The organism is Halarchaeum salinum (assembly GCF_039520965.1).
In the GTDB taxonomy this organism is placed as follows: domain Archaea; phylum Halobacteriota; class Halobacteria; order Halobacteriales; family Halobacteriaceae; genus Halarchaeum; species Halarchaeum salinum.
The window spans coordinates 1-23,231 of sequence record NZ_BAAABL010000050.1 but is presented as its reverse complement, the minus strand read 5'-3'; the positions used below and the strand labels follow the sequence as shown (position 1 = coordinate 23,231).

Annotated in this window: 20 protein-coding genes; 17 read left to right on the top strand and 3 right to left on the bottom strand. The window is 68.3% G+C overall.

Features of this window, described 5'->3' with window-relative positions; genetic code table 11:
* The first annotated feature begins 86 nt into the window (after positions 1-86).
* From ABDZ36_RS08830 to ABDZ36_RS08820, 3 genes are read left to right on the top strand one after another with little or no spacing between them, the layout of a single operon-like run.
* Positions 87-692 carry a biotin transporter BioY gene (locus ABDZ36_RS08830; protein WP_211312747.1) on the top strand — a complete coding sequence of 202 codons (606 nt, stop codon included), beginning with the start codon at positions 87-89 and terminating at the stop codon, positions 690-692.
* Positions 689-1,390 carry an energy-coupling factor ABC transporter ATP-binding protein gene (locus ABDZ36_RS08825; RefSeq protein WP_211312746.1) on the top strand — a complete coding sequence of 234 codons (702 nt, stop codon included), beginning with the start codon at positions 689-691 and terminating at the stop codon, positions 1,388-1,390. The genes ABDZ36_RS08830 and ABDZ36_RS08825 overlap by 4 nt, the downstream gene beginning before the upstream one ends.
* Positions 1,384-2,091: an energy-coupling factor transporter transmembrane component T family protein gene (locus ABDZ36_RS08820; protein ID WP_211312745.1), complete on the top strand. Its 708-nt coding sequence runs from the start codon at positions 1,384-1,386 to the stop codon at positions 2,089-2,091. The genes ABDZ36_RS08825 and ABDZ36_RS08820 overlap by 7 nt, the downstream gene beginning before the upstream one ends.
* A 13-nt stretch (positions 2,092-2,104) precedes the next feature.
* Here the strand turns inward: ABDZ36_RS08820 and ABDZ36_RS08815 are convergent, their stop codons facing one another.
* Positions 2,105-2,479 (bottom strand): hypothetical protein, encoded by a 375-nt coding sequence (locus ABDZ36_RS08815; protein WP_211312744.1) that lies wholly within the window; start codon positions 2,477-2,479, stop codon positions 2,105-2,107.
* Positions 2,480-2,610: 131 nt separating this feature from the next.
* Here ABDZ36_RS08815 and hemB point away from each other — a divergent pair, with 131 nt between their 5' ends.
* The 11 genes from hemB (at position 2,611) to ABDZ36_RS08760 (ending at position 14,793) form a co-directional block, all read left to right on the top strand.
* The gene (gene hemB / locus ABDZ36_RS08810) at positions 2,611-3,594 is read left to right on the top strand and encodes a porphobilinogen synthase (RefSeq protein ID WP_211312743.1); all 984 of its coding nucleotides are present in this window, start codon (positions 2,611-2,613) and stop codon (positions 3,592-3,594) included.
* 307 nt (positions 3,595-3,901) lie between these two features.
* Positions 3,902-5,722, top strand: a complete 1,821-nt coding sequence (locus tag ABDZ36_RS08805; protein WP_211312742.1) for an ammonium transporter — start codon at positions 3,902-3,904, stop codon at positions 5,720-5,722.
* A gap of 451 nt (positions 5,723-6,173) precedes the next feature.
* The gene (locus ABDZ36_RS08800; protein ID WP_211312741.1) at positions 6,174-7,835 is read left to right on the top strand and encodes an ammonium transporter; all 1,662 of its coding nucleotides are present in this window, start codon (positions 6,174-6,176) and stop codon (positions 7,833-7,835) included.
* A gap of 47 nt (positions 7,836-7,882) precedes the next feature.
* Positions 7,883-9,157 (top strand): glutamate-1-semialdehyde 2,1-aminomutase, encoded by a 1,275-nt coding sequence (hemL, locus tag ABDZ36_RS08795; RefSeq protein WP_211312740.1) that lies wholly within the window; start codon positions 7,883-7,885, stop codon positions 9,155-9,157.
* Between the two features lie 44 nt (positions 9,158-9,201).
* Positions 9,202-10,317, top strand: a complete 1,116-nt coding sequence (hemC, locus tag ABDZ36_RS08790) for a hydroxymethylbilane synthase (protein WP_211312739.1) — start codon at positions 9,202-9,204, stop codon at positions 10,315-10,317.
* The gene (gene cobA / locus ABDZ36_RS08785; protein WP_211312738.1) at positions 10,314-11,072 is read left to right on the top strand and encodes a uroporphyrinogen-III C-methyltransferase; all 759 of its coding nucleotides are present in this window, start codon (positions 10,314-10,316) and stop codon (positions 11,070-11,072) included. Before hemC ends, cobA begins: the two co-directional genes overlap by 4 nt.
* Positions 11,069-11,815 carry a uroporphyrinogen-III synthase gene (locus tag ABDZ36_RS08780; RefSeq protein WP_211312737.1) on the top strand — a complete coding sequence of 249 codons (747 nt, stop codon included), beginning with the start codon at positions 11,069-11,071 and terminating at the stop codon, positions 11,813-11,815. Before cobA ends, ABDZ36_RS08780 begins: the two co-directional genes overlap by 4 nt.
* Positions 11,816-11,903: 88 nt before the next feature.
* Positions 11,904-13,340: a RecJ family nuclease gene (gene recJ, locus ABDZ36_RS08775; protein ID WP_211312736.1), complete on the top strand. Its 1,437-nt coding sequence runs from the start codon at positions 11,904-11,906 to the stop codon at positions 13,338-13,340.
* 134 nt (positions 13,341-13,474) lie between these two features.
* Positions 13,475-13,990 (top strand): GNAT family N-acetyltransferase, encoded by a 516-nt coding sequence (locus ABDZ36_RS08770; RefSeq protein WP_211312735.1) that lies wholly within the window; start codon positions 13,475-13,477, stop codon positions 13,988-13,990.
* Positions 13,991-14,057: 67 nt separating this feature from the next.
* Positions 14,058-14,408 (top strand): DUF5783 family protein, encoded by a 351-nt coding sequence (locus ABDZ36_RS08765; protein ID WP_211312734.1) that lies wholly within the window; start codon positions 14,058-14,060, stop codon positions 14,406-14,408.
* Positions 14,409-14,433: 25 nt separating this feature from the next.
* On the top strand, positions 14,434-14,793 hold the full coding sequence (locus tag ABDZ36_RS08760; RefSeq protein WP_211312733.1) for a NifU family protein: 360 nt from the start codon (positions 14,434-14,436) through the stop codon (positions 14,791-14,793).
* A gap of 74 nt (positions 14,794-14,867) precedes the next feature.
* Here ABDZ36_RS08760 and ABDZ36_RS08755 read toward each other — a convergent pair whose 3' ends face one another.
* Positions 14,868-15,155 (bottom strand): DUF7130 family rubredoxin-like protein, encoded by a 288-nt coding sequence (locus tag ABDZ36_RS08755; RefSeq protein ID WP_211312732.1) that lies wholly within the window; start codon positions 15,153-15,155, stop codon positions 14,868-14,870.
* A 180-nt stretch (positions 15,156-15,335) separates the two neighbouring features.
* On the opposite strand from ABDZ36_RS08755, the gene ABDZ36_RS08750 reads away from it, so the two are divergent.
* From ABDZ36_RS08750 to ABDZ36_RS08740, 3 genes are read left to right on the top strand one after another with little or no spacing between them, the layout of a single operon-like run.
* Positions 15,336-16,688, top strand: a complete 1,353-nt coding sequence (locus tag ABDZ36_RS08750) for a diaminobutyrate--2-oxoglutarate transaminase (protein ID WP_211312731.1) — start codon at positions 15,336-15,338, stop codon at positions 16,686-16,688.
* The gene (locus ABDZ36_RS08745; RefSeq protein ID WP_211312730.1) at positions 16,685-18,160 is read left to right on the top strand and encodes a pyridoxal phosphate-dependent decarboxylase family protein; all 1,476 of its coding nucleotides are present in this window, start codon (positions 16,685-16,687) and stop codon (positions 18,158-18,160) included. Before ABDZ36_RS08750 ends, ABDZ36_RS08745 begins: the two co-directional genes overlap by 4 nt.
* 58 nt (positions 18,161-18,218) lie before the next feature.
* Positions 18,219-18,692, top strand: coding sequence for a zinc ribbon domain-containing protein (locus tag ABDZ36_RS08740; RefSeq protein WP_211312729.1), 474 nt, complete (start codon positions 18,219-18,221; stop codon positions 18,690-18,692).
* Between the two features lie 171 nt (positions 18,693-18,863).
* On the opposite strand, the gene ABDZ36_RS08735 is transcribed toward ABDZ36_RS08740, so the two are convergent.
* Positions 18,864-22,916 (bottom strand): DNA-directed DNA polymerase II large subunit, encoded by a 4,053-nt coding sequence (locus tag ABDZ36_RS08735; RefSeq protein ID WP_211312728.1) that lies wholly within the window; start codon positions 22,914-22,916, stop codon positions 18,864-18,866.
* Positions 22,917-23,231 lie beyond the last annotated feature (315 nt).

Below are 23,231 nucleotides of genomic sequence, written 5' to 3'. Positions count from 1 at the left end.
TCCCCCCAGGCGCGTATAGGCTTTCGGGTGGCGTCGTTATTTCGTAAACCACTAGTCTGATTATGGTTGACGAGAGTGTGTAGCGCATGAGCACGGACACGGAGTCGGTCGCGCTCGTCGATGACGAGGTGGTGGCGCACGTCGTTCGGGCGGCGCTGTTCGCGGCGCTAACGGGCGTGTTTTCCTACGTGAGCGTTCAACTGCCGATCTCGCCGGTCCCGTACACGATGCAGGTGTTGGGTGTCTTCCTCGCGGGGATCTTCCTCGGGCCGCGGTGGGGGTTCGCCTCGCTCGCGCTATACGTCGTCGCGGGTGCGGTCGGCGCGCCGGTGTACGCGTACGGCGCGAGCGGCGTCGGCCAACTGGTCAGCCCCTGGGGTGGCTATCTCTGGTCGTACCCGTTCGCGGCGGGGTTGCTGGGCTACGTCGCGCACGGAACGGAAGAGCGGACACCGGCCGGCGATATCGCGGGCTGGCGGCTCGCGGTCGGGTTGACGGCGACGACTGTCGTGATCTACGCGTTCGGGACCGTCGGGTACGCCTACTTCGGCGACCTCGCGCTCTTCGCGGACCCGCTCGGGGCACTCGTCAGCGCGGCGCTCGTCACCGTCGTTCCGTTCGTCCCCGGGGAGATCCTGAAGGGCGTCGTCGCGGTGCTCGTCGCGCGTAGCGAGCGGCTGCGAAACAGATGATCGAGACGGAGGGCCTCGTTCATCGCTACGGCGGGGTGACGGCACTCGACGGCGTGGACTTGGCGATCGAGGACGGCGAGTTCGTCGTCCTCGCGGGCGCGAACGGGTCGGGGAAGACGACGCTCGTGCGCCACTGGAACGGCCTGCTCGACCCGGACGAGGGAACGGTCCGGGTGAACGGGACGCGGGTAGCCGAGGATCGCGTCGTGGCGCGGACGGCGGTCGGGATGGTGTTCCAGGAGCCCCGCGACGGGTTCGTCGCGGCGACGATCGGCGCGGACGTCGCGTTCGGCCCGGAGAACCTCGGGCTTCCCCGGGACGAGATCGCGGAACGCGTCGCGGACGCGCTCGACGCCGTGAACCTTGATGGGCGCGGTGGGGAGCGGATCGACGCGCTCTCCGGCGGGGAGCGCGAGCGGGTCGCGATCGCCGGCGCGCTGGCGATGCACCCCGATCACCTCGTGCTGGACGAGCCGTTCACCGGATTGGACGCGCCGGCACGCGCGAGCGTGTTGGAACGGCTGCGCTCGCTGCACGCGGCGGGCACGGGCGTCGTTGTCGTCACACACGACCTCCGGGACGTGCTCGCGGCGGCCGACCGATTGGTCGTTCTGAACGACGGGGCGATCGTCGTGGACGACGCCCCCGAGACAGCCGTCGAGCAGTTGGCGGGGCTCCCGGTCGATCGGCCGTGCTGAGCCACGCGCCCGGCGACACGCTCGGCCACCGCCTCGATCCCCGGACGAAGCTCGCGTTTCAGGCCGCGTTCGCGACGGTTGCGCTCGCGCATCCGACGCCGCGTTGGCTCCTCGCGCTCACGGCCGTCTGTCTGCTCGCGCTCCGGTACTGCGAGCTCGCGGTACGAACGGTCCTCGCGGAGTACCGCGGCGTCCTCCCGTTCCTGCTCGTCGCCCCGTTCGTCGGCGCGCTCCGGCTCGATCCGCCGTGGATCGACCCCACGGGCGCACGCGACCCGCTGTTCGCCGTCTATCGGACGCTCCTCTTGCTCTCGCTCGCGGCCGCGTACGTGAAAACGACGCCGCCGCGGGAGTCGCGGGCGGCGATCACGCGACTCGTCCCGGGGCGAGCCGGCCGGTTCCTCGGGCTCGGGGTGGCGCTCGTCTTCCGGTTCCTCCCACTCCTCCAGGCCGACCTCCGGCGGCTCCGCGAGGGCGCGTGGGTTCGGTTGGGCGACGAACGACGCGTCGACCGCCGAGTGAAACACCTCGCGGTCAGCGCGCTCGCTCGGGCGTTCCGGCGCGCGGACGCGCTAACGCTCGCGCTCCGAGCGCGCTGTCTCTCGTGGAACCCGACGCCGCCCGCCCTCGCGTTCGGGAAGGGCGATTACGCCGTACTTGGCGTCGCCGGGGCGCTGGTCATAGTGGCCATCGCGTCGTAGAAAAAAGAAGAGGTTACTCGCGGAGTTCGACGGCGTGGCCGTGTTCGACCGCGAACTCGCAGACGGCGACCGGCCCCGTCTCGACGGCGAACGAACGCTCGTCCGGGGTGGCGTCCCGGAAGGCATCAACGAGACCGCGGAGCGCGTCGCCGGAGATCGTCCCGTCGTAGCCCTCCAGGCAGGTACTGAGGTCGTCGGGAACGCTCGCCTCGACGTAGGGGCGCTCGCCGAGGTATTCGAGGCCGAGCTGGAACCCCGGCGTCGCCTCGGGGTCGTTCCACTCCTCGTCGGGACGAAGCCCGCGCTTCTTGCCCTGTAACGCCGTGTAGTACGCGTGGAGGAGGTCTTCACCCCAATCACCGGTCACGTCGAGTGCGATGGCCGTCATCGCGTGGGCATGTGAGATAATGACAGAAATAGTTGTCCGCCAGCCGGGACGACATAAATCGTATTATGCGATATCGAATCGGGTTGCGGTGGCTCCGGGAGCCATAAGCGGACGGGCACCCACATGTGCGTATGGACATGACGCGACGGCCCCGACGGCTCCGTCAAGACGGCGTCCGCGGGCTGGTGAGCGAGACGAGTCTTGATGCGAGCGACCTGATCGCGCCGGTGTTCGTCGACGCGACGACCGACGAGCGCGTCCCGATCGAGTCGATGCCGGGCCACGAGCGCGTGCCCGTCTCGGAAGCCGTCGAACGGGTCGAGGAGGTGTTGGCGACGGGTGTCGAGGCGGTCATCGTCTTCGGGATCCCCGAATCGAAGGACGCGCGCGGGTCGCGTGCGTGGGCGGAGGACGGCGTCGTGCAGGAGGCGGTCCGACGGATCAGCGCGGAGACGGACGCCTACGTGATCACGGACGTCTGTCTCTGCGAGTACACCGAACACGGCCACTGTGGGGTTTTAGCAGAGAATGCCCGTGCGGGCGAGGGCCTGACGGTGAAGAACGACGAGACGCTCGACCTGCTCGCGCGGACGGCGCTCTCGCACGTCGAGGCGGGCGCGGACATGGTCGCGCCGTCGTCGATGGCCGACGGACAAGTCGGGGCGATCCGTGAGGCCCTCGATGCGGCGGGCCACGACAACATCCCCGTAATGGCGTACGCGGTGAAGTACGAGTCGGCGTTCTACGGGCCGTTCCGCGACGCGGCGGACGGCGCGCCGGCGTTCGGTGATCGACGCCACTACCAGATGGATCCGGGGAACCGGCGCGAGGCGATGCGGATGGCACGACGCGACGCCGAGGAGGGTGCGGACGTGCTGATGGTGAAGCCGGCGCTCCCGTACCTCGACGTCGTCGCGGACGTCCGTCGGGAGTTCGACCACCCCGTCGCGGCGTACAACGTCTCCGGGGAGTACGCGATGTTGCAGGCGGCCGGGGAGAAAGGGTGGTTGGACACGACCGAAAGCGCGTACGAATCGGTGCTGTCGATCAAGCGGGCAGGCGCGGATCTGATACTCACCTACTTCGCCGAGGATATCGCGGCATCGCTTTCCTGATCGGGGCGCGGGCCCGTATTTTGACGTCGAAGCGGAGGTTCAGTTAACATAGAATACACTATATTCGTACGGTTTTAGGGAGAGTTGGTCCAAGAAAACGGACACTATACATCCTTATACAGATGGTACCCGAATAAGTATTGGTCATACGCTCAGCAGCCACCCCTATATTTGAGTTTTTTAAAGCAAAGGGTTATGTTTAGCCGTTCCCTGTCCTTCTTCCGTAGATCATCAATATGGATTCACGTAAATACGCGGATCAGGTGAACGAACGTCTAACCGACGGTCGTATCGGTGGGGAGGAAGCATGGTAGACGTCGCGAACATCGCCAACGGCGTCAACACGGTGTGGACGCTGGTGGTCTGTTTCCTGATCTTCTTCATGCAGCCGGGGTTCGCGCTGCTCGAGGCGGGTCAGGTCCGCGCGAAGAACGCCGGGAACGTCGTGATGAAGAACATGATGGACTGGGCGCTCGGGGTCCTCGTGTTCTTCCTCGTCGGGAACGGCGTCTACGCGCTCGCCGGGATGCTCACGTCCGGGCAGGCCGTGAGCGTCGCCTCGGCGTTCGCGTACATCAACTCGCCGAGTAGCTGGATCGGCTGGCTCTTCGGGGCGGTGTTCGCTATGACGGCGGCTACCATCGTCTCCGGGGCCGTCGCGGAGCGTATCAAGTTCTCCGCGTACGTCTTCCTCGCGATCTGCCTCACCGCGATCATCTACCCGGTGATCGGCGGCTTCGCCTGGGGCGGCGGCCTGCTCGCCGGCTCGGGGTTCCTCGGCCAGCTCATCGGTGCCGGCTACGAGGACTTCGCGGGCGCGACCGTCGTGCACATGCTCGGCGGCGTCGCCGGCCTCGTCGCGGCGTACATGGTCGGCCCACGCCGCGGGCGTTTCGACAGTGACGGGAACCCGCGGCCGATCCCGGGTCACTCGGTCGTCTTCGCCGTCATCGGGACGCTCATCCTCGCGTTCGGCTGGTACGGCTTCAACGTCGGGACGCAGGCGAGCGTCCTCAGCGCGAACGTCGACGCGCAGACGCTCTCGTTCAACGGCGCGGCGCTCGGTCGTGTCGCCCTGAACACGACGCTCGCGATGGGCATCGGTGCGGTCGGTTCGACGCTCGTCACGACGATGCAGGAGGGCAAGCCCGACCCGCTCTTCGCGGCGAACGGCCTACTCGCCGGCCTCGTCGCGATCACGGGTGCGTGTGCGCACGTCACCTGGTGGGGCGCGCTGATCATCGGCCTCATCGGTGGCGTCCAGACCCCGATCGTCTACCGCTGGGTCGTGGAGAACCTCAAGATCGACGACGTCTGTGGCGTCTTCGCGGTCCACGGGAGCGCGGGTGCGATCGGTACCATCCTGATTCCCGTCTTCGCTGCTGGCGGCTACGCGGACTTCGTTCCGCAGCTGACCATGCAGATCGTCGGTGTCATCGTCATCGCAGTCTGGACGATCGTCACGACTGCGATCGCGCTGAAGATCGCGGACGGCATCTGGGGCCTCCGCGTCGACGAGCACGAAGAGGAGATCGGACTCGATCGCGGCGAGCACGGCATCGAGGCGTACCCCGAGTTCGTCGACGAGGGCGTCGTCACGGACGGCGGCGAGCGCAACCAGGTCCGCACCGACGGCGGTGAGGACAACGAGATCCGCACTGACGGTGGCGTACACATGGACATGGACGAACACGAAATCCGCACCGACGGTGGTGTAGACATCGAAGAACACGAGATCCGTACCGACGGTGGTGAGGACACCGACGACGAGGAGCCCGACAACGGCGAGATCAAACTGGTGATGGCCTACATCCGCCCGGACCGCCTCGGCGAGGTGAAGAAGTCGCTCGCCGAGGTCGGCGCGCCGTCCCTCACGGTCACGAACGTCTCGGGGCGGGGGAGTCAGCCCTCGACGACCGAGCAGTGGCGCGGCGAGGAGTACGTCGTCGACCTCCACCAGAAGGTGAAACTGGAGTGCGTCGTCGCGGACATCCCCGCGGCGGACGTCGCGGACGCGATCCGCGAGGGCGCGAAGACTGGCGAACCAGGCGACGGGAAGGTCTTCATCATCGACGTCGAGGAAGCCCTCCAGATTCGCACCGGGAAAACCGGCCCCGAGGCGGTCTGAGCGTGGCCCCCGACGCCGACGCGGTGACGCGGTGCGCCCGGAGGACCGGCCCCGCTCGCCCCGGCGTCGGGAGAGGCCGCGGTCGATCGCGCGTCGCGCGGCGGCCGAGCCCGGAGGTGGTCGTCGAACCCTGAACCGTCGTGTCCGTGGTCCCGGTCGACGACCACGCTCGTCGTACTCAGTCACCCGTCGACCGGCGGCGCTCGACGCCGTCACGTAGGTTCGCCGTTTCGAGTCCGGTGGACGGGCACCCACGTTTCGCGCAATAGTTGCCTCACAACCGGGCTCGTTTATCCTTATACGCGACCATATTGTATTAGTATTGGATGTACGTTTGATAATATCCGATATACGCGGTACTTTTTAAGCAAGGGCTTTTGTCGGTGGACGGCTTGCGCTCCCTCGTGACTGAGCACGACACGAACGCCGAGAGTACCGCGGAGGGCGCGCCGTGAGCGACCTCACGACGGTCGCGACGGGAGTTAACCTCGTCTGGGTGCTGCTCGTGACGTTCCTCGTCTTCTTCATGAAGGCGGGGTTCGCGATGCTGGAGGCCGGACAGGTCCGCGCGAAGAACGTCGCGAACCAGCTCACGCAGACGATCATCACGATGGTCGTCGGCTTCATCGTCTTCTTCGGCGTCGGGGCCGCCGTCGCGACGATTGTCGGCGAGGTGACGGGCGGCGGGGCGCTCGATGTCGGCGCGGCGTTCGCGAGCGTGTACGCGCCGGCCGACCAGACCGGGACGTGGACGAGTTGGCTCTTCGGCGGCGTCTTCGCAATCGCCGCCGCGAACATCGTCTCCGGCGCGCTCGCCGGCCGGACGCGACCGCGGATGTACGTCATCTACACGGCGGTCATCACGGGCATCATCTATCCGATCGCCGACGGGCTCGTCTGGTCGGGCGGCTGGCTCGCGACGATGGGGTTCCACGACTTCGCGGGCGGTGCCGTTGTCCACACGCTCGGCGGCGTCGGTGGCCTCGTCGGCGCGTACCTCATCGGGCCGCGCCGCGGGCGCTTCGACGCCGACGGCTCGACGAACGTGATGCCCGGTCACTCCATCACGCTCGCCGTCCTCGGGACGCTCATCCTCTGTTTCGGCTGGTACGGCTTCAACGTCGGCACCGCGGCGTCGGTCTTCGCCGTCGAGAACGGCCAGCTCGTCCTCGATAGCTTCTCGTACGTCGGTCGGGTCGCCCTCGACACGACGCTCGGGATGGTGTTCGGCGGCGTCGGCGCGGGCGCGGTCGCGTGGTACAAGACGCGGAAGCTCGACACGCTGTTCCTCGCGAACGGCCTGCTCGCCGGCCTCGTCTGCGTCACGCCCGTCGCCGACGTCGCGGCATGGCCGGGCGCGGTCGCCCTCGGTCTCATCGGCGGCGCACAGCTCCCGATCGTCTTCGACTTCGTAGAGCACCGCCTACGCGTCGACGACGTCTGTGCAGTCTTCCCTGTCCATGGCACTGCGGGGATCATCGGGACGCTCGCGTTCCCGTTCGTCGCCGCCTCGTTCACGGGCTCGCGGCTCGCCGCCTTCGGCGTCCAGGTGCTCGGCATCGCCGTCATAGTCGCGCTGAGCGCGGGCGTCACCACGGTCGTCTTCCTCGCCGCGCGCGGCGTGAACTGGGCGCGGGTCGACTCCGACTCGGAGAACACGGGCCTCGACGTCACGATGCACGGCGTCGAGACGTATCCCGAGTTCGGCGAGCACGAGAGCGTCAGCGTGCCGGACGGCGGCGTCGTCACCGACGGCGGTCGCCCGGCGAGCGACATCGAACTCGTGATGGCCTACATCCGCCCGGACACACTCGGCGACGTGAAGACGGAACTCGCCGAGATTGGCGCGCCGTCGCTCACCGTCACTGACGTCTCGGGACGCGGGAGCCAGCCCTCGACGACCGGCCAGTGGCGCGGCGAGGAGTACGTCGTCGACCTCCACCAGAAGGTGAAAGTCGAGTGCGTCGTCGCCGACACGCCGACCGACGACGTCGTCGAGGCCATCTGTCACGGCGCGAAGACCGGACAGAAAGGGGACGGCAAGGTGTTCGTCCTCCCGGTTAGCGCGGCCACGCAGATCCGGACCGGGAAGACCGGCCCGGACGCGGTGTAGGCGCAAGCCAGTAAGGTCTTTCCCGCTGGCAGCGCTGTCTTTCGCGTATGAACCGCGACACTTCGCGTGACCTCTACGACCGGGCGCTCGGCGTGCTGCCGGGCGGCGTGAACTCCTCGGTGCGCGCGGCCCCGCAACCGTATCCGACGTTCGTGCAAAAGGGCGACGCGGGACGGGTGATCGACGCGGACGGGAACAAGTACGTCGACTGGGTGATGGGACTCGGGCCGCTGCTGCTCGGCCACGACACGCCCGAGACCGTCCAGTCAGCCGTCCAGAAGCGGACGAGCGAGGGGCCGATGTACGGGATGCCGACCGAAGTCGAGATCGAGCACGCGGAGTTCATCGCGCGCCACGTCCCGAGCGTCGAGATGGTGCGCTTCGTCAACTCCGGGACGGAGGCGACGGTGTCCGCCGTCCGCCTCGCGCGGGGCTACACGGGCCGCGAGAAGGTCGTCGTGATGCAGGGGGGCTATCACGGCGCGCAGGAGTCGACGCTCGTCGAGGGCGACGGCGACGGGACGACGCCGTCCTCGCCGGGCATCCCGGCGTCGTTCGCCGAGCACACCCTGACCGTGCCGTTCAACGACGAGGAGGCCATCACGGAGGTCTTCGAGGAACACGGCGACGAGATCGCGGCGGTGCTCGTCGAGCCGATCCTCGCGAACAAGGGGATCGTCGAGCCCCGCGAGGGGTACCACGAGACGCTTCGCGACCTCACCGCGGACCACGGCGCGCTGCTCGTCTTCGACGAGGTCATCACGGGCTTCCGCGTCGGCGGGCTCTCCTGTGCGCAGGGGAAATACGGGATCACGCCCGACCTCACGACGTTCGGGAAGGTCATCGGCGGGGGGTTCCCGATCGGCGCGATCGGCGGGCGGACGGAGATCATGGAGGAGCTCACGCCCGCGGGCGACGTCTTCCAGGCCGGCACCTTCTCCGGGCATCCGGTGACGATGGCCGCGGGGCTGGAGACGCTCACGTACGCCGCCGAGAACGACGTCTACGAGCACATGAACGACCTCGCGGAGCAGTTGCGCGACGGCCTGCGCGACGTCGTCGCGGAGCGCGCGCCCGAGTACAGCGTCGTCGGGACGGACTCGTTGTTCAAGGTCGTCTTCACGCGGGACGGCGAGGCCCCGCGGAACGGCGCGGACGTCGGGCGCGCGAACGTCCAGCGATGGAACCGCGTCTTCCGCCCGCAAATGCTCGAGAACGGCGTCATGCTCTCGCAGAACCAGTTCGAATCGCAGTTCGTCTCATACGCCCACACTGCGGCGGACGTCGAGGAGACGATCGAGGCCTATCGGAACACCCTCTGAGCGTATCCGAAGGGGGTTTCAGGGCGCGTATCGGAACGAAGAGTATGCGAGAGGAGTCCATTCGGCTGGCGACGCGGGGGTCGTCGCTGGCGCTGCGGCAGGCGGGCGAGATCGAGGCCGCCCTCGAGGAGCGACGCCACGACATCGAACTCGTGGAGGTCGAAACCGAGGGCGATCGGATCACCGACGAGCGCATCGCGGACCTCGGGAAGACCGGGGCGTTCGTCCGCGCGCTCGACGAGCGCGTGCTGGAGGGCGACGTCGACGCGGCCGTCCACTCGATGAAGGACGTCCCGACGGAGATGCCCGAGGACCTCATCGTCGCGGCGGTTCCGCGGCGCGCGAGCGCGGGCGACGCCCTCGTGACGCCGGACGGCACGGCGTTCGAGGACCTCCCCGAGGGCGCGGTCGTCGGGACGTCGAGCATGCGCCGGGGCGCACAGCTCCGCGCGCACCGACCCGATCTGGAGGTCGCGGGCCTCCGCGGAAACGTCGATACGCGCGTCGAGAAGCTGCTGGCGTCGCACTTGCAGGCCGAACACGAGGCGCGTCAGGAGGCCGAGAACGCGTATCAGGAGCGCCGTGAGCGCGCCGAGGCGGACGGCGAGCAATCCCCGGACGACGTCGAACGCGAATACGGCGAGACGGTCGAGGCGTGGTTCGACTCGCTCCCCGAACTGGAGAAACAGGCGCTCGGGCGGGAGGTCGACACCGCGTACGACGCGATCGTCCTCGCGCGCGCCGGCCTCGAACGCTCCGGGTTGGCGCACAGCGTGAACCTCGTCGATCTCCCGACGAGCGAGTTCGTCCCCGCACCGGGACAGGGCGCGCTCGCGGTGACGGCGCGCGAGGGAACGGACGTCGCGGAGCGGATCCAGTCGGCGCTCGATCACCCGCGTTCGCGCGTCGAAACGACCGTCGAGCGCGTCGTCCTCGAAGAGCTCGGTGGCGGCTGTATCGCGCCGATCGGCGTTCACGCGTTCCTACAGGGCGAAGTCGTCCGGACGGACGTGCAGGTGTACTCGGCCGACGGGGCGAGCGCGGTGACGGAGACGCGCGAACTCGACCTCGACGACTACGCCCGCGAAGCACGCGAGCTCGCCGACGACCTCGCCGACGCGGGCGCGGCCGACCTCATCGCGGAGGCGACCGAGGAATGACGACCGCCGAGGCCGGCACCGTCTACCTCGTCGGGAGCGGGCCGGGTGACCCCGAGCTGCTGACGGTGAAAGCCCGCGACCTCCTCGAAAGCGCGGACGTCGTCCTCCACGACAGGCTCCCCGGCCCGGAGATCCTCGATCTGGTCCCGGAGGAGCGCGCCGAGGACGTCGGAAAGCGCGCGCACAGCGACAAGCGGACGACGCAGGCGGAGATCAACGACCGCCTCGTCGAGTACGCCCGCGCGGGGAAGAGCGTGGTGCGCCTGAAGGGCGGCGACCCGTTCGTCTTCGGACGCGGCGGCGAGGAGGCGGAGTACCTCGCCGCACACGATATTCCCTTCGAGGTCGTCCCGGGCGTCACGTCGCCGGTGGCCGCGCCGGGCGTCGCCGGCATCCCAGTAACTCACCGTGACCACGCCTCGTCGGTGACGTTCGTCACCGGCCACGAGGATCCGACGAAGCCCGAGTCGACCGTCGACTGGGCGGCGCTCGCGGAGACCGGCGGCACCATCGTCGTCCTGATGGGCGTCACGCGCCTCCCCGAGTACACGACGGCGCTCGTCGAGGCCGGGATGGACCCCGAGACGCCCGTCGCGCTCGTCGAGCGCGGGACGCGGCCGAACCAGCGCGTCGCGACCGGTACCCTCGCCACCATCGTCGCGGCGCGTGACGAGGCCGACATCGAACCGCCCGCCGTGACGGTGATCGGCGGCGTCGCGGGCGTTCGCGAAGAACTGGAGGCATTCCTGCGATGACCCAGCAGGTCCGCGCGGCGGTGTTCCGGCCGGACGACGGCCGCCTCGAGGCCGCCGTCGAACTGCTGGAGTCGCTCGGCGCGACGCCCGTCCCCGACGCGATGCTCGCCGTCGAACCGACCCGGAACGCGGCGCGCGAGGACGCCGACTACACGATCCTGACGAGCAAGACCGGCGTCGAACTCGTCGCCGAAACCGGCTTCGACGGTAGCGAGACAACGCTCTGCGCCATCGGCGAGAGCACGGCCGGGGCGCTGCGCGACGCGGGGTACGACGTCGACCTCGTGCCCGCGGAGTTTTCGAGCGCTGGCCTCGTCGACGCCCTCGAAGCCGAGGTGGACGGCGCGCGCATCGAGGTGGCGCGCTCGGATCACGGCTCGGCGGTGCTCACCGACGGCCTCGAGGACGCGGGCGCGTACGTCCACGAGACGGTGCTCTACCGACTCGTCCGACCGCCCGAAGCCGGGGCGTCGGCGGAGCGGGCGGCCGCGGGCGAGCTGGAGGCCGCGCTGTTCACCTCCTCGCTCACCGTCGAACACTTCCTGGAGGCCGCGACGGCGCGCGGCGTCCGCGACGACGCGCTCGCGGGACTGAACGACGCCGTCGTCGGCTGTATCGGCGATCCGACGGCCCGAACGGCGGAGCGCCACGGAATCGGCGTCAACGTCGTCCCCGAGGAGGCGTCGTTCGACGCGCTCGCGGCCGAAACCGTCGAGGCAGCCGCGCCGAGTCGCCACGAGTAGCACGAGGAGGCGCGAGGAGAGCGGGGGACGCGGGGGGCGGAAGGGAGAGAGCGGGAGTTTATCGGCGGTGGCGGCGTAGCCACACTCGATGGACGCACCCGTTCCCGAACTCGCCGCGCGGGCCGCGCGGTGCGCCGAGCCGCTCCGTGCGGCGAATGACCTTCTGCTCGCGTCGCACATCGACGCGGACGGCCTGACGAGCGCCGGGATCGCCAGTACGGCGCTCGAACGCGCCGGGATCGCCCACGACGTCGTCTTCGAGAAACAGCTCGATCGCGACGCCGTCGAGCGCTACGCGGCGGCCGACTACGACACCGTCTTCTTCACCGACTTCGGGAGCGGCCAGCTCGACGTCATCACGGAGTACGACGCCTTCACGCCGGTAATCGCGGATCACCACCAGCCGGCGGAGGCGGACATCGAGTACCACCTCAATCCCCTGCTCGAAGGACTCGACGGCGGGAGCGAGCTTTCGGGGGCAGGCGCGAGCTACTGCATCGCACGAGCGCTCGGTGCCGGTCGTGAAAACGTGAATAACCGTAATCTGGCAGCGCTCGCCGTCGTCGGTGCAGTCGGCGACATGCAGGTCGTGGAGGGGGAACTCGTCGGGGCAAACGCGGCGATCGTCGCGGAGGGCGTGGACGCGGGCGTGCTCGACGCCTCGAAGGACCTCGCGGTGTTCGGAACGCAGACGCGCCCGCTGCCGAAGCTGTTGGCGTACGCGAGCGACGTGCCGATCCCGGGAATCACGGGCGATCGGAACGGCGCGCTCCGGTTCCTCGACGGTCTCGACGCCGACCTACGCGAGGACGGCGAATGGAAGACATGGGCGGCTCTCGACACCGAAGAACGCCGGACGATCGTGAGCGCGCTCGTCCAGCGGGCGGTACGCACCGGCGTCGACACGTCGGAGGTGGAGGCGCTGATCGGGACGACGTACACGCTGCTCGGGGAGGAACCCGGGAGCGAGCTTCGGGACGCGAGCGAGTTCTCCACGCTCCTCAACGCGACGGCGCGCTACGACCGGGCAGCCGTCGGGCTCGCGGTCTGTCGCGGCGAGCGCGGCGCACCGCTTGACGCCGCCCGAGAGCTGCTGCGAGAGCATCGCCGGACGTTGGCGACGGGCGTAAACGTGGTGCGCGAGGTCGGCGTCGAGCGCGAGGAGCACGTCCAGTGGTTCCACGCCGGCGATCGACTCCCCGAGACGGTCGTCGGGATCGTCGCGGGGATGGCGATGGGTGAGGACGGCGTGGACGCCGGCGTCCCGATCATCGCGTTCGCGACGAAGGCGGGAGCGGAGGGCAGCGTGGACGGCAACCCGGACGTCAAGGTGTCGATGCGGGGGACGCCGCGGCTCGTCGAGCGTGGCCTCGACCTCTCGGCGGTCGCGTCGGAGGCCGCAGCGGCGGTGGGTGGCGACGGCGGCGGACACGAGGTCGCGGCGGGCGCGACGGTGCCCGCGGGCCGCGAGTCGAACTTCGTTGCGGCGGCCGACGCGGCGGTCGGCGATCAGCTCAATTCATAACGAACGACCGTTATAGTTTTGTGGGGAGAGGTAGTAGGCGGCTGTATGGCAGCACACGTAGCACACGCCCGCCGGCATGCCCAGTCGATCGACCCACGAACGGAGCGCCCACCGACCCCGACGAGACCGCCCACATGACCGAAAGCGCGACACGGACGACGACGGACGAACTGCTCCGCGACCACCCCTTCAGTTTTCGCGCGGCCGACGGGACGCGCGTCGCGATCGAGGACGCGACCTCCCGCGATGCCGACGCACTGGCCGCGATGTATGACGCGTTCCCTGCTAACGATCGGACGCAGGGCCTCCCACCGGCCGATACGGACGAGCGTCGCGAGTGGGTCGAGACGCTCCTCGGGGCACAGAGCGTCGTCGCGCGCCGCGACAGCCACGTCATCGGGCATGCGGCGCTCATCGAGGCCGGCGACGCCCACGAGCTCGCCGTCTTCGTCACCCCGGACGCGCGTGGCGTCGGCATCGGAACCGCGCTCCTCCGCGGCCTTCTCGGTGCGCACCGGTCGCGCGGCGGCGGCCGCGTCTGGCTCGCCGTCGAGGCGACGAATCGCTGCGCGCGCGCCCTCTATCGGCGCTTCGGCTTCGAGGTCGAACACCGTGGCCGCGTCGAGCTGACGATGGCCCGCGACATTTGATATAGCGGTATGGAGTTTGTCGTCTCGGACCGTCCGGCTTTTAGCGCTCGGCGGCGGAACGTCGTGTATGGCCGATTTCACGCCCGAGGAGTTCGAGGAGGGCAAATACACGGAGTATTTCCCGCAGCTCCAGACCGCGTACAAGCGCGCGTTCAACGACCTCAACGGACGCTACGACAGCACGCTCGTCCACTCGCTCGACCAGCAGGTGCTCAACGAAAGCGAACCGCACTACGAGGGCGACGGCGAGTTCAGCGTCGAACTCCCGGACGAGCCAATCGAGCGTCTAGAGGGCGTCGTGGAGACGGAGAAGGCCGGGGAGGTGCTCGATCGCTACGTCGAGGGGATCGAACACCAGCTTCGCGTCGTCTTCGACTTCGAGGACGAGGGCGAGGACGGCGGGCAACCAAAAGCCTAAGGCCGCGAATCACCTATTCGCGGATATGAGCACCGAGAGCCAGTCCGGCGACGACCTCGAGGACCGCGTCACGAGCTTCCTCCGTCGGAACTTCCCACAGATCCAGATGCACGGCGGGAGCGCCTCGATCACGAACATCGACCGCGAGAGCGGCGAGGTTGACATCCAGCTGAGCGGTGCCTGTTCGGGATGCGGTATCTCCCCGATGACGATTCAGGCGATCAAGGCCCGGATGACCGAGGAGATCCCCGAGATCGAGACGGTCAACGCCGACACCGGGATGGGCGGCGAAGGCGGCCACGGCGGTGGGATGTCGCCGTCGTTCCCCGGCGAAACCAGCGACGATGACGCCGAGGACGACGAAGGCCCGCAGGCCCCGTTCTAAGGTAGTTCTTTCCGTTTTTCACGAGGTGCGTAGCGATAGCGCTATCGGTGACGACAGCGGCGTCGCCGGTCGGCTCAGTCTTCCGTCCAGTAGTAGAGGTGTTCGCGCGGCGCGTCACAGTCCGGACAGCTGTCCGGGATGTCCTCGACGTCGCCGACCGCGCCGCAGTCCGAACAGCGCCAGAGGAGTTCGGCCTCACCGAGGTCGTGGGGCGTGTGCTCGTGCTCGACGGAGAGCGCAGCGATGCCCTCACGGGTCGTGACGAAGAAGCCGTCGTTATTGAACCCGCGGACCGTGCCAATCTCGTTCCCGTCCGCGTCGTACACTGCCGTTCCGATCTTCACCGGTGAGTCGTTGCTCATGCACCCGGTGTTCACCCGGTCGGCCCTTAAATTCAATCGCCGGCGGGGAGTGCGGGACGGACCCACACCACAGTAGGCAACGGGTTCGCCGGTCGATACCTTCCTACCCGTAAAGACAGTAGACGAACGCGTGACTGGGATACCGCGACGGCCGAGCGAGCGTGATCGGGAGGCCGAACGATGACCTACGAAGACGTCGGAAACGAGGGGCTGCTCGATCAACAGGCGGCGCGCGAGTCGAACGCGCGCACCTATCCGCGTCACCTCCCGTTCGCCATTCGGGAGGCGACGGGCGTCGAGCTGACTGACATGGACGGGAACACGTACTACGACTGCCTCGCGGGCGCGGGCACGCTCGCACTCGGACACAACCATCCGGTCGTCACTGAGGCGATGGAGACGGCGCTCGACAACGACCGCCCGATCCACACGCTCGACATCACGACGCCGGCGAAGGAGCGGTTCGTCGACTCACTCATGGCGAGCCTCCCGGACGACTTCGCCGAGACCGCGAAAGTGCAGTTCTGCAGTCCCGCCGGGACGGACGCCATCGAGGCCGCACTGAAGCTCGTGAAGACCGCGACCGGGAACGACGACGTGCTCGCGTTCCGCGGCGCGTATCACGGGATGACGAACGGCGCGCTCTCGATGATGGGCGATACGCACGCGACGGAGGAACTCTCGACGCTCATGCCCGGCGTCCAGCACCTCCCCTATCCCTACCGGTATCGGAGCCCGTTCGGCGACGCGGGCGACGAGGAGGGCGCGACGGCCGCGCGGTACGTCGAGCGCTTCCTCGACGATCCCGGACGCGGGTTCGGTGACCCTGCCGGGCTCTTCGTCGAACTCGTGCAGGGCGAGGGCGGCGCAGTCCCCGCACCGGACGCGTGGACGCGTGAGATCCGCCGGATCACCCGCGAGCGCGACATCCCGATGGTCGTCGACGAGATCCAGAGCGGCCTCGGGCGCACCGGTGAGACGTACGCCTTCGAGCACGCAGACATCACGCCGGACGTCGTCACGCTCTCGAAGGCGGTCGGCGGCGGGCTCCCGCTCGCGGTCGTCGTCTACGACGAGTCGCTCGACGTCTGGGAGCCGGGCGCGCACGCCGGCACCTTCCGCGGGAACCAACTGGCGATGGCGGCCGGCGAGGCAACCATCGACTACGTGCTGGAGAACGACCTCGACGACCATGCCGAACGGATGGGCGCGCGCCTCCGCGGCCACCTCGACGACCTCGAAGCGCGCTACGACGCGGTCGGCGACGTCCGCGGGCGCGGCCTGATGCTCGGCGTCGAGTTCGTGGACGCCGACACGGAGCCGGGCGACGCAGGCGCGCGCCCGGCGGACGAGGACTTCGCGGATCGCGTTCGGACAGAGTGCTTCGAGCGCGGCCTCGTCATCGAACTCGGCGGCCGCGGCGGCTCGACGGCGCGTTTCCTCCCGCCGCTCGTCGTCGACGGGGACGATATCGACGAGATTGCGGCAATCTTCGCGGAGGCCACCGCGGCCGCGGTGGAGGCTGACGCATGACGGCGGACGGCATCGACGAGCACTTCCTCGGGACCGACGCGGGCGAACACGCCTATCGCGCGGCGACGGAGCATGCGGTCGAGGCCGCCGTCGAGGCGACGGACACGGACGACCCGTTCGACGGCGTCGAGCCGGATGCGGTCCGCGAGGCGCTGCCGGACGACGTCCTCCCCGCGTCCGGAGTCGGTCTCGACGCCGCGATCGACGAGGTGTCGACGGACGTCCTCGCGCACACCGTAAACGCCTCGCATCCCCGGACGGCCGCGCACCTCCACTGTCCGCCGATGGTGTCGGGGCTCGCGGCCGAGACGATGCTCTCCGCGACGAACCAGTCGCTCGACTCCTACGATCAGAGTGGCGCGGCGACGGTCGTCGAGGAGCGACTCATCGAAGCACTCGGCGACCTCTTCGGTCTCGACGAGGGGACGGACGGCGTCGTCACGAGCGGCGGCACACAGTCGAACTTCCAAGCGCTCCTGCTCGCACGGGATCGCTACTGTCGGGAGCGCTTCGACCACGACGTCCAGCGCGACGGGCTGCCGCCCGAAGCCGACGACCTCCGGATCGTCTGCTCGGCGGAGGCGCACTTTACGGCCGAGCAGTCCGCCCACCACCTCGGTCTCGGCCACAACGCGGTCAGCACGGTCGAGACGGACGACGACCACCGGATGGACGTCGACGCGCTCGACGCGACGCTCGAACGGCTCGACGCCGCGGGCAAACACGTCTTCGCCGTCGTCGGCACCGCCGGCACGACGGATTTCGGCGCGATCGACCCGCTCGACGCGCTCGCCGACCACGCGGCCGACCACGATGCGTGGTTTCACGTCGACGCCGCGTTCGGCGGCGCGCTCGCGCTCACCGACGATGCCGACCGGCTCGGCGGGCTCTCTCGGGCGGACTCGGTCTCCGTCGACTTCCACAAGCTGTTCTTCCAGCCGATCAGCTGCGGCGCGCTCCTCGTCGACGACCGCGCGGATTTCGGCTACGCCGCGCGCAACGACGACTACCTCAACCCCGCCGACTCCGCGCTCCCGAACCTCGTCTGGAAGTCGACGCAGACGACGCGGCGCTTCGACGCGCTCAAGCCGTATCTCGCGTTCCGTGCCCTCGGGCGCGACGGCTTCGAGACCATCGTCAAGACGGTGCTCACGACCGCGAACCGCGCCGCGGCGCTTCTCGACTCCGCCCCCGACTTCGAGTTGCTCGCCGAACCGTCGCTCAACACCGTCCTCTTCCGCTACGAACCGCGCGAGCTGGACGACGACGAACTCGACGCGCTGAACACGGCCGCCCGCGAGGCCCTCTTCCGCGACGGGCGCGCCGTCATCGCACGCACCGAAGTCGACGGTGTCGAGGCGCTCAAGCTGACGCTGATGAATCCGCGAACGACGCTCAACGACGTCGCTGAGACGCTCGACGCGCTCCGTGACGTCGCCGAGGACGTCGACGTAGGAACGCTGACAGCCTGAGGCATGGGGACGGTCACCGTTCGGTTTTAAGGCGCGCCGCGACGACATCCCGACACCGATGCCCCCTAGCGACGAACCGATCCAGCGAACGGTCTACTGCCGAAACTGTGGGACCGAGATCGCCGAAGACGCCGACATCTGTCCCGAGTGTGGGATCAGACAACAGACCGCGAATCGAAGTGTCGGCGACATCGAGTTCTTCGAGCAGTACTCCACGCTGACGTGGCTCGGAAGTGCGATCGTCGCCGTGTGCACGTTCCCAATCGGACTCCTCGTTCCGGGGTACTTCGCGTACCGGGCGAGCCAGGGAACCGGGATCGAGCAGGGGCGCTGGGAGGTGTGGGCGGTCCTCCTCGGGAACCTGTTCGGGATCGCCGCGGTCGAGATCGCCGGCGAGACGGGCGCGAAGGTCGTCGTGATTCTCGAACTCCTGCTCGGGGTGTTGGTGTTCGTCGCGGCGGTCCTCGGCGCGTTCGTCCTCTTCGGCGCGCAGATCGGCGTCGGCACACCGCTCCTCGCGCTCGGCGCATAGGCGACGGATACGGTGCGGGAGGGGCGAGTTCTGCGGCGGGCGGTGCGGATGCGATGCGGGAGGGGCGGCGCGGACCCGTACCCACCGCGAGCGCGGCGCGCTCGCGGGAGTTTTTAGTGGAGGTTTTTGCCGTGAGAGGGCCGCGAAGCGGCCCCGAACGGCAAAAAAGTCCTACATGAAATCCGCGATGCCGGACTGTTTGTTGTGATCGTCTTCGAAGACGGATTCGAGGGAGGCTTCGAGTACCTCCAAGCGCTGTTTCGTGTACTCCCGACAGTCGTACTCCTCCGCAACCTGAAGTGCTGTGTCCATGTACTTATTCACGGAGCCTTCGTGGACAGTGAGGTTGACGCGCCCACCACACTCCCGGCAGTCGCCAGAGAGGGGCATCCGGCGGTATTTCTCGCCGCAGTCGAGACAGCGGGTCTCCTGGCGCGAGAAGGCCCGAAGGTTCCCGATGAGATCGGGGAGGAAGTGGCCCTCGATAACGCGTTCGGCGACGTCGGTCTCGTCGACGGCGCGGAGCTTTCTGGCCAACTCGAGTTGGGCGTCCATCTTCTCCATCATCGAGCCGAGCGTCTTGTACGCGGATAAGTCGGGCCCGAGCGCGATGTCGGTCGTGTCGTGGGTGTGCCGGAAGCCGGTGTACTCCGAATCGGTACCGAGGGACTCCTCGGCGATGGTGATGTCGACGTCCTCGGGGTCCGCCATCTCGCGGGTCGCCTCGTAGAACTCGAGAGGATAGCGCTCGACGACGTCCATGTTGTGCGCCTCGTCGTCGATCTCGCTCGGGTCGATGCGCGAGGACATCACGAGGGGCGCGTCCATTTGGCCACCGCGTTTGTCAGGGAGGTAGGACTTCGAGAAGTTCAGGAGGCCGTCCATCAGGAGCATGACGCAATCCTCGTCTCCGTCACACTGCGCAGAAGCAAGGTTTTCGGCGAATAAGGAATGCGTATCCTCGACAGTCAGACAATACGTATATTCTTTATCAGATTTTGAGTATGTGGCGGTTTCGACGACATCGAGTTCGAGTGCTCCGCCGTCGGCGACGGCCGCCGCGGGAGTCGTCTCGGACGCGTCGGGCTTCGCGGGGATTCTCTCGCCGCCGTCGAGGTCGCGGGCCTCGACGCGCTCGACTGCGCCCGCGTTCCAGCAGAGCATCTCGTGGTCGGGCGTCACCGTGATCTCCCGCCCGTTCCGCGTCTCGACGCACACCATGTGGTCGGGGGCGCGGTGCTTCGAGACTGCCGTGACGGGTTTCCGGACGACGTTCCCCTCGCTATCGACGGACGGGACGTGGACGTCGCCGTCGAGTCGCTGAACGAGCGTGCCGAAGTCGTCCTCGGCGGCCGTCTCAGAGTCGAGACGATCCTCGACGAGCGTTTCGATGGCCTCGTAGCGCGTCTCACCGTGCTCGTCTTCGAACCAGACCTTCGTCTCGGGGTGGAAGCAGTTCCGCCGTTTCGCGGCGTGGAAGTACGGATGGGCGTACCCCACCGCGGCGCTCGTGAAGCCGACGACGCGCCCGACGACGGCGGCGGAAGTGTGGGGGGCCATCCCGAAGACGAGTTCGCCCACCAGGTCGTCGCGCTCCTCGACCTCGTAGAAGGGGTCGAGCCCGTAATACTCGCTGAGGAGGTCGTCGACGAAGTCCGCGGTCTTGAGCATGTGCTCGGCCGCGCCGTCGGGGAGGACGATGTCCTGCACGCGGAGTTCGACGAGTTGGTCGTCGTGTTCGAGCGGCCGACCCTCGATGTCGGTGTCGTAGCCGAGTTCGCGGAACTGCTCGACGGAGACGTCGAGTTCGGCGGGGCGGACCGAGGTGACGGGGAGGTCCGTCATGTCGTAGCGGACAGTCCCGTCCTTGAACGTCGTGACGCCGTGTTTCGCCCTGAGGACGCCCTTCTCGATTGGTTCGGGGATCTTCTCCGTCGAGGTGAGCCCCTTGACGCCTTTGAGGATGTCGTAGGCGTTCTCGCGCTCGCCGACGGCCTGGAGCGCCTCGCGGTACGCGGAGCGAATGTCCACCGTCTGGCGTTCGACGTTATCGAGTTCGCGCTCGCAGCGCGGGCACATGATGCGCCCGGACTCGTCAGGCTGGGCGACGACGCCGCAGTCGTCGCACTCGTAGTGGGGATCGGTCCACGCGCCACACTCCCCACAACGGGGTTTGTAGGTGTGTTCGCCACAGTCGGGGCAAGCGCGCTCGCCGAGTTGGACGTCCACGAGGCCCTGTTCGGCGCGCATGTCCGGCGTGTAGTCGGCGGCGTCGCGGAAGGAGCGCTGGGGGCCGCCGGCCTCGCCGATGGGGAAGAGGGTGTGGACGGCGGGCGAGAGGTCGCGCGACTCCGACTTCTCCGGGCGGCCCATTCGGTTGCCGATGCGCGTCGGGGCGCGCTCCTGCACGGCGAAGGGCGCGATTTCCTCGACGGCCTGCATGGCGTTCGGCCAGTCGTGGACCGCATCGTCGAAGTCGTCGGCGGTCCAGTCGCGCTCTAAGTCGTCGTCGAAACCGAGCGTGCGGACGAGCGGCCGCCAGTCCGCGACGGTGAGCGTTCCCTCCCCCTGTTCGTGTTCGACGAGCAGGCGTTCGAGCGCGCGGCACGCGCCGTCGGTGTTCGGAATCGCGAGTGCACCATCTTGTACGGCCGCGCCGTCGATCGCGTCCGCGAGCGCGCACAGGTCGGCGAGCGCGAGGTCGTGCCACGTGTAGGTGTATTTCGGGTGGAGCGGCGTCTCGTAGTCGCTCGCCCACGCGAGGGCCTGCTCGGCGTCCGGGTCGTCGAGGTCGACGTACGGCGAATCGCGCAGGGCTTGGACATCCGCGCCGTCGGCGGCGAACGCCTGCTCCCACCACTCGACCGTCCAGCCGGCGGGCGCGAGCGGATGGTTGTTCTCGATGAACTCCCCGTAGTTCACCAGGTATTCGCCCAGGTCGAGGATCTCGACGACGCCGTTTTGCACCTCCAACGCTTCCGCGGGGTCGTCGATTCGCCGGACGTCGCCGTTTGCGAGTTTGACCGTCGGGCCCTCGATGGAGTCGACGGGGACGACGCCACCCGCCTTCCCCGGGCGCTCCGTCTTGATCTGGGTGCCGGTCGCGAGAAAGTCGTCCACGACGTGCATCGTCGCGGGGTGGACGCCCGCGGTCGCGAAGCCGTGATTGCGTGCACGCCCGTAGCGGAGGCGGAAGCCGCCCGTCTCGCTGGGATGGCCGAACACCGGCCGGCCGGCGATGAGGTCGCGGAGGTACTTCTTCGAGGGCTCGACGCGGGGCGGACCGTCCGGCGTCGCGTCGTCCGTTTCGGCAGCGTCGTCCTCGTCGCCCGCGTCGGTCTCGTCACCGTCATCGCTCGCCCCGTCGTCGCCGCCGTCATCGCCGTAGTAGGTGCCGTCGATGAGGTCCTGGAGCCACGGCCACGCCACCTCGTCGAGCTGGCGCGTGTAGCGCTGGATCTTCGGGGCCTTGAGGGCGATCCCCTCGGCGAGGACGAGACACATCCCGCCGCGCGCGGAGTTCGTGTCGACGCGCTCCAGATCGCGGAATCCCGAGACCTCCTCGTCGCCGGTGGCCTCGCCGTCCAGCATGATAGGCATGTGCTCGGCGATGAATTTCGTCTCCTCGTCCTTCGGCGAGTACTGGAGGCCGGTCTCGTCGTCGTAGAGCGAGACCTCCTCGGCGTAGCGCTCGACCTCGTCGTCGTGCGCGCCGTACTCCTCGATCCCGAGGAGGGAGCGCGCGTAGTCCGCGACGAGCACTGAGAGCGCCTGGGCGGTCCCGCCCGCGGAGCGGATCGGGCCCGCGTAGTAGACGTTCACGAACTCCGTCCCGTCGTCGTTCTGGAGGAGTTCGACGCGGTCGATCCCCTCGATCGGCGCGGCGACAACGCCCTCGGTCAGCAGGGCGACCGCGGTCCGGACCGCGCCTTCGATCTTCCCCGCGCGCGTGTCGTAGTCGCCGACCGTCCCCTCGACGAAGTCCTCGACGAGCGCGAGCGCCGCCTCCTCGCGGCCCATCTCGCCTTCGAGGTCGCGCACGCGCTCGGCGACGCCGTCGATTCCGAGGATATTCTCGACACGATCCGCCATGTCGCGCGCGACCGGGATCTCGACTTCGGGTTTGGGGTCCTCGCCGCGGGTCTTGGCCGCTTCCGCGACGTCGAAGGCCTCGTCGAGTCGGGTTTCGAGCCCCTCGAAGTAGGCGTCGTCTTCCGGGCGCATCAGTTCACGAAGCGTACAGCGCTGACGCTCTTGAGGGTTGTGCTCGTGGCGTCGCGGCGGCTTTGTCGCTGCGCTACTCGCGCCTCGCCTCGATCAGCGCTCGTTTCGTCGCGGACCCTCGCTTCGCTCGGCTCCGCGTTACTCACGGGTCGCCCCTTCCCGTTCGTTTCGTCGCGGACCCTCGCTTCGCTCGGCTTCGCGTTACTCACGGATCGCTATCGCTCCCCGTTCGTCATTCGCGGCGGCTTAGTGGTTCACAGAAGATTTAGGTGTATTCTGAGTTGGTAGGGCAATGACAGGACGAGAGAAAGAGAT

Bases quoted from the DNA above. Each gene is read 5' to 3' on its own strand.
- ABDZ36_RS08745 (WP_211312730.1), top strand. From the start codon at position 16,685: ATGACGGCGGACGGCATCGACGAGCACTTCCTCGGGACCGACGCGGGC.
- ABDZ36_RS08735 (WP_211312728.1), bottom strand. From the start codon at position 22,916: ATGCGCCCGGAAGACGACGCCTACTTCGAGGGGCTCGAAACCCGACTC.
- cobA (WP_211312738.1), top strand. From the start codon at position 10,314: ATGACGACCGCCGAGGCCGGCACCGTCTACCTCGTCGGGAGCGGGCCG.
- ABDZ36_RS08755 (WP_211312732.1), bottom strand. From the start codon at position 15,155: ATGAGCAACGACTCACCGGTGAAGATCGGAACGGCAGTGTACGACGCG.
- ABDZ36_RS08805 (WP_211312742.1), top strand. From the start codon at position 3,902: ATGGTAGACGTCGCGAACATCGCCAACGGCGTCAACACGGTGTGGACG.
- ABDZ36_RS08770 (WP_211312735.1), top strand. From the start codon at position 13,475: ATGACCGAAAGCGCGACACGGACGACGACGGACGAACTGCTCCGCGAC.
- ABDZ36_RS08750 (WP_211312731.1), top strand. From the start codon at position 15,336: ATGACCTACGAAGACGTCGGAAACGAGGGGCTGCTCGATCAACAGGCG.
- hemC (WP_211312739.1), top strand. From the start codon at position 9,202: ATGCGAGAGGAGTCCATTCGGCTGGCGACGCGGGGGTCGTCGCTGGCG.
- ABDZ36_RS08760 (WP_211312733.1), top strand. From the start codon at position 14,434: ATGAGCACCGAGAGCCAGTCCGGCGACGACCTCGAGGACCGCGTCACG.
- ABDZ36_RS08825 (WP_211312746.1), top strand. From the start codon at position 689: ATGATCGAGACGGAGGGCCTCGTTCATCGCTACGGCGGGGTGACGGCA.
- ABDZ36_RS08740 (WP_211312729.1), top strand. From the start codon at position 18,219: ATGCCCCCTAGCGACGAACCGATCCAGCGAACGGTCTACTGCCGAAAC.
- recJ (WP_211312736.1), top strand. From the start codon at position 11,904: ATGGACGCACCCGTTCCCGAACTCGCCGCGCGGGCCGCGCGGTGCGCC.
- ABDZ36_RS08830 (WP_211312747.1), top strand. From the start codon at position 87: ATGAGCACGGACACGGAGTCGGTCGCGCTCGTCGATGACGAGGTGGTG.
- ABDZ36_RS08780 (WP_211312737.1), top strand. From the start codon at position 11,069: ATGACCCAGCAGGTCCGCGCGGCGGTGTTCCGGCCGGACGACGGCCGC.
- ABDZ36_RS08815 (WP_211312744.1), bottom strand. From the start codon at position 2,479: ATGACGGCCATCGCACTCGACGTGACCGGTGATTGGGGTGAAGACCTC.
- ABDZ36_RS08765 (WP_211312734.1), top strand. From the start codon at position 14,058: ATGGCCGATTTCACGCCCGAGGAGTTCGAGGAGGGCAAATACACGGAG.
- hemL (WP_211312740.1), top strand. From the start codon at position 7,883: ATGAACCGCGACACTTCGCGTGACCTCTACGACCGGGCGCTCGGCGTG.
- hemB (WP_211312743.1), top strand. From the start codon at position 2,611: ATGGACATGACGCGACGGCCCCGACGGCTCCGTCAAGACGGCGTCCGC.